This is a genomic window from Nostoc sp. 'Peltigera membranacea cyanobiont' 232 (assembly GCF_002245985.1).
Lineage (GTDB): Bacteria > Cyanobacteriota > Cyanobacteriia > Cyanobacteriales > Nostocaceae > Nostoc.
Genome location: NZ_NOLK01000287.1, coordinates 1 through 4888 on the forward strand (window position 1 = coordinate 1; position 4888 = coordinate 4888).

Annotated in this window: 6 protein-coding genes and 1 pseudogene; all 7 read right to left on the reverse strand. The window is 43.6% G+C overall.

Annotation, left to right across the window (positions count from 1 at the left end; translation table 11 throughout):
• Positions 1-295: 295 nt before the first annotated feature.
• Positions 296-2152 (reverse strand): NACHT domain-containing protein, encoded by a 1857-nt coding sequence (locus tag CDG79_RS39035; RefSeq protein WP_223278629.1) that lies wholly within the window; start codon positions 2150-2152, stop codon positions 296-298.
• Between the two features lie 46 nt (positions 2153-2198).
• Positions 2199-2351, reverse strand: a complete 153-nt coding sequence (locus tag CDG79_RS43180) for a hypothetical protein (RefSeq protein WP_189525297.1) — start codon at positions 2349-2351, stop codon at positions 2199-2201.
• Positions 2352-2371: 20 nt separating this feature from the next.
• On the reverse strand, positions 2372-2584 hold the full coding sequence (locus tag CDG79_RS39040) for a hypothetical protein (protein ID WP_094346852.1): 213 nt from the start codon (positions 2582-2584) through the stop codon (positions 2372-2374).
• A complete protein-coding gene (locus CDG79_RS43185) occupies positions 2568-2741 on the reverse strand; it encodes a hypothetical protein (RefSeq protein WP_189525298.1) in 174 nt (57 codons plus the stop codon). Before CDG79_RS43185 ends, CDG79_RS39040 begins: the two co-directional genes overlap by 17 nt.
• A 182-nt stretch (positions 2742-2923) precedes the next feature.
• Positions 2924-4111 carry an IS110 family transposase gene (locus tag CDG79_RS39045; protein WP_094346853.1) on the reverse strand — a complete coding sequence of 396 codons (1188 nt, stop codon included), beginning with the start codon at positions 4109-4111 and terminating at the stop codon, positions 2924-2926.
• Between the two features lie 354 nt (positions 4112-4465).
• Positions 4466-4714 (reverse strand): hypothetical protein, encoded by a 249-nt coding sequence (locus tag CDG79_RS39050; protein ID WP_094346854.1) that lies wholly within the window; start codon positions 4712-4714, stop codon positions 4466-4468.
• Positions 4707-4888, reverse strand: a pseudogene (locus CDG79_RS41835) (hypothetical protein); the annotation flags it as partial. The pseudogene CDG79_RS41835 and the gene CDG79_RS39050, both read right to left, overlap by 8 nt.

Here is a 4888-nt window from a genome sequence, read left to right on the forward strand (position 1 = left end):
TCTGCTCTATCAAACGCCTGAAGCTTGTGAGAAATGCGGGTAATGCGTCGGCTTGCATTGTTAATGCATCGGCTTGCATTGTTAATGCATCGGCTTGCATTGTTAATGCATCGGCTTGCATTTCATTTTTCTATTGTTGCTTAATCACCTATAGGACTCCTATTTGATTTTTGAACAAAATTAGGTATGTAGGGTGTGTTAGAACGAAGTTCGTAACACACCACTATCAAGGGTTTCGTGCGTTACGCTGTCGCTAACACACCCTACGTATCTTTTCAGAAATCAAACCGGATTCCTATAGAACCAACAACATCCGCGCCTCAATCGCTTCCCAGGTTTGGGGCGACACCCGCACTGCTGCTTGTTTGCACTGCATGATGAGGTGATTTGCATAGAGATAATCGCCGAGTGCTTTGGCTTCTTCCTCAGATAAATTGATCATTTCTAGTGTGAGATTAAAAGCATTGAGTAAGGTTTTTTGCAGATGTTTAGCAAATGCCAGACGCACTTCCGTTGGCTGTTGATCGTTGGGAACTTTAGCTCTTAATGCTTCTAGTCGAGCAATTAGCACAGTAAAGTTGATGTCATTGAAGATTTTTAATTTTTCCAGTTTACGAGAGTAGTTGATAGCTTCAGCGATGGCTTCGGCGTTGGCGTTGGCGTAGGCGTAGGCGTAGGCGTAGGCGATGGCGATGGGGTTGGCGATGGCTTCGGCGTTGGCGTAGGCGTAGGCGTAGGCGTTGGCGTTGGCGTTGGCGATGGCGTTGGCGATCGCAATAGCAACTGCGCGTTTACCCACAGGTTTAAAATCCCCTGGCGATCCAGCTGTTACCTGTTCTGCCCAGTTTAATAAAGCTTGTAACTTCGGGGTATTAATATACTTTTGCGCTTCCTTTTCCATCAGCAGCAGCAAATCATCTGCACCACCGCGCATTAAACCAGCTACTAACAAAAACACCTCTTTCCAACGTTGAACTGTCAGGTGTTCAGTAACTAATTTCTCAATTTGCCGATGGTCATCAATATATTGTGCTGTTAAATATTCCTGTAGCGTTAGATGAGAGAAGGAAAACACATGCTCGGCGCGTTCTACCAAAATTCCTTGTTGAATTGCGATCGCATCCAGCACTGATTCCCCATCTAAATGCTGAGGTGCATTCAGATTACTCGCTAAAAATGTTTTAATTTGCCCAACTATATCGCGCTGTGAAAAGAATAGCCTGTCAGATTCAAAACCTGTATAAGCAATCTCTGATAGTAATATCTCTTCTAATTCTGTATGCAGTCCTTGATAAATCTCATCTCTGAGAATTCGTTTTTCTGATGCCCACTCTTCTAGCAATATCCGTAGTGCCTTCCGGTAAAGAACACTGCGATTATCTGGAAAGTTTTGCGAACGGTCATAAACTAAACATATAAATGTCAGCAATAAAGGTGTGTGCGCCAACTCTTTTGCAGCTTCATGTTCTGGTTTTTGCAGTAATTCCCAGCATTTCTCGCCTGTCTTTGCTTGTTTGTCTGCTTCACAATGAAACCAGTTATCAATAAATTGCTGAATTTGATCGTCGTCAAAATCTGCCATTCCCACATCGCTAAAGCGGCGAAAACTGCTGCGATAAGCCGCCGTGCGACAGGAGGAAATAAAACGATTTTTATCGTACTTATCAACAAAATTTTGAATTTCGCTAATTGCCTCAGTCAAACTTTTTGTTGGTACTTCATCTAACCCATCCAGCAAAATTAGTAATTTACCTTTTTCTAAGGCTTTGGCTGTAAATTGATCTGGTGATGGAAAGCCGCAAGTATGAAACTCCTTAGCAATAAACTTTTCAATATTGATATTGCTAGATGCAAACGTTTTCAATTCAATAAAAACTGGAATGCAAGCGTGTTCAAACCCTCCTTTTTTACCTTTGAGCGCTTCTAGTCCCATCTTCCGCACAAATGTAGACTTTCCTGCACCAGGCCCACCAAGTACCATCAGATATTGCTTATCATTAGCAACTTTAATTCCTGCTTGTTTTTTACCATCGTGAGATTGAAATCCCCGATTTTTAGCTTGGCGATAGACTTTTTCTAAATTCTCAATGGATTCAAAACTACGGATAGCATCATCACCTAAAAACTGAACTGCTGTATAGATCGATTCCAACTTTACAGGCTCACGCATTCCCAATACTTTGAGAATGCCATGCCGTTCACTCTAGCAATTTCTTTATCCCATCTAAGAGTTCAGCCTCAAATTTGAGGCGGAAGACTTCGGAAGTATTTTGCCAGCAGGGAACTACATTCCCTGACTTTTGCAAAACTTCTCTAACTGACTGGTAGCATTTTTCAGCCAAATTTTTCACAGGTCTAAATCTCCATTTTGTCACATCGCCTCCCCCAAGTCGTCTTTGTAATCGGCGTAAATCAAATCAATCTTCCCTTTTAGCCTGTCAAAAGCCTGCTTGGGCGTGTAACACAATTCTGACTCAATTATCTCAAGCCTAAAAGGATGCTCACACGAAGCGAAGCAATAATTATCTTCTGTATAAAAAATCTCTAGTAATAATCCTTGGTGCTTTTCATAAAGTAGTGTCATGTTCTTGACGGCATTTTTGGCATTCTGGGCAATTAGTAATCAGTGATGAAGCATGAGTATAAACTACTCTTGCCCCACATAAAGCCGTTAAAAAAGCTTGTCCTCCCCAATGCCCAGGCACGTAATGAATTATTTTGTCAGTTTCTTGGCTGGTCATAATTTCGTTATTACTTTAGTTGAGATTTAAATTTCTCAAAGCTCTTTTTGGCAGCGCACTCTGGATGCTCGTAATACTGAAGGTAACTTGGGAGAAGTACCCACAATGGCGAAAATCGACCGCAAATTCTACAACGGGCTAATTTTTGGTTCTTTCTCTTAGTAAACATAATTCCCTTTTTGTCACTTCAAGTTTTTAACTAATTCTCTAAACAGCAGCCTAGCTCCTTTGGCTGCAACACGATTCCTGACAAGTTTCACAGGACGACCCGCCGCTTTTTCAGTGTCTAACTGTTCGCCCAAAGCTTTACCAATATCATTTTTGAGGCGCGATCGCTTCGGCTCAATTCTTGTAAATACCCACTGCCATAAGGACTTACGACATAAATCTGAACCACCTACTACCTTGGCTTTACGACTATCGCCGGAAGCTTCCAGACTAGGAGCAGCGCCCAAAGCTTTCTGAAATCTTCTCAATGAAAGGTGGCGTTTAGTGGGCTTTTTAGAATTCCGCCCCTGGCGTATTCTGACTTCTGGCTTGCCATCTGCATCCAGGAATCCCTTAATGGGGTAAATCTGGGAAATAATCACTGACGAGAGGCGATCGCCAAATCCAAAGTTTTTAAAAACTGTGCGGTAATGCTCAAACCGTGAATCAGCAAGCAGTTCTTGCAATTCTGCCTCGATGACGTGTTCCTCACGCTGGAGGTCACAAATCCGTTTTGCGTGTTCTCGAACTGTTTGGGTGATTCCCAAACCAACAGATTGAGAGTAAAGGCGGTCATAGCGCGTACTTTTGCGAATTCCAGCAAGCCAGCCCCACAGTAAAGGCGCTTCGCCTGATTCACCCCGCCGGGACTTTACTAATGCAACTTCTGGAAACTGCCATGCTAAATCCTGCCGCGCCCGATTCATGATCGGAGACTGAACACGGTTTAAGTGAGCAAGTCTTAGTACCAGTTCCCGAATTCTGACAATAGTGCGATCGCGAATTTGGACAAATCGACGCGGGTCTTTGTGGTAATCAAAGTAGTAACAGGCGAGTGCTAAGGCATCGGCATCATCATCTTTATCTGGTAGTGCCAGGTGATTAGCTCGATAATTCCTCAGTTCTTTATGACCAACCAGCCGCACTTCTACCCCGGCACGGGCCAAGTGAGTGCCCCAAAGCTTGCTGTAATTGTTGCCAGTTGGCTCCAGTAGGGCAATATCCGCATTGAGCGCGAGTAAATTTTGAATGCCTTTTGCATCAGCGCTCAACTTAAAAAACGGACATTCGTAATAGAATTGACGTGGATCTTCGGGCTTGGACAATAGCAGGCAAGCCGAAACAGAGGACTTGCTGACATCAAGTCCCAAAATTTTAATCATTCAGTTCCTCCTGGGTGGTTCTCTGTTTAACCCTGATGCCATGCCTGCGAATCACCCGAAGGCCACAACAGCCTAATTCACTCTCAAGGCAAAACCAGAAGTTACCGCTTCTGGTGACATAGGGAGAAAACAGCATATTCACAGCAACCGAGCTTGCGAACGGCAGAAAGCCATAAAAGCTTGGTTCTTCGTAAAAGCCCTAAGTTGCTGTGTATGTGCTGTACGTCTGGGTTGGACTCCAGTCCGCGACGTGAGATAAACTCACGTTTCGGCTACCGGGTCAAGTAGCCCGCGCCTTCATCAAGCGCGATCGCTTGCAGCGGGCGGTTACGCCATCGCAACAATTACGATTCATCAGGCGGTGTACACAGCAAACTCCAATGTAAAATTTTTAGCCGCAGCTTTGGACTTTAACCCTTTGGTAAAAGCTTTATTCAGGAGCATTATTTCCCTTTTGCTGTGGCAGACAAGTGTCGTTACCGTATTTGGTTTTGCATCAAGAATTGTGTCTTTGATGAATTCTCGCCTTTGTTTGATAGAGTATTTGTCCATTTTCCATACTGGATCTGGGTGTGGGATATCTAAATTTTCTTGATTATTCATAAATTTCATCATCATCAAATTCGTCATCATATCCAACTAATGAATACGAGTTTTCTGGGTCAATAATGTTAAGAGCATCGGTGAATGCTCGCCACCGAAAGAGCGGGTACGCCATCGCGTTAATACAAACGCGATCGCTAAAGACTTCAGTTAAAATTCCGACTCGGCAGACGG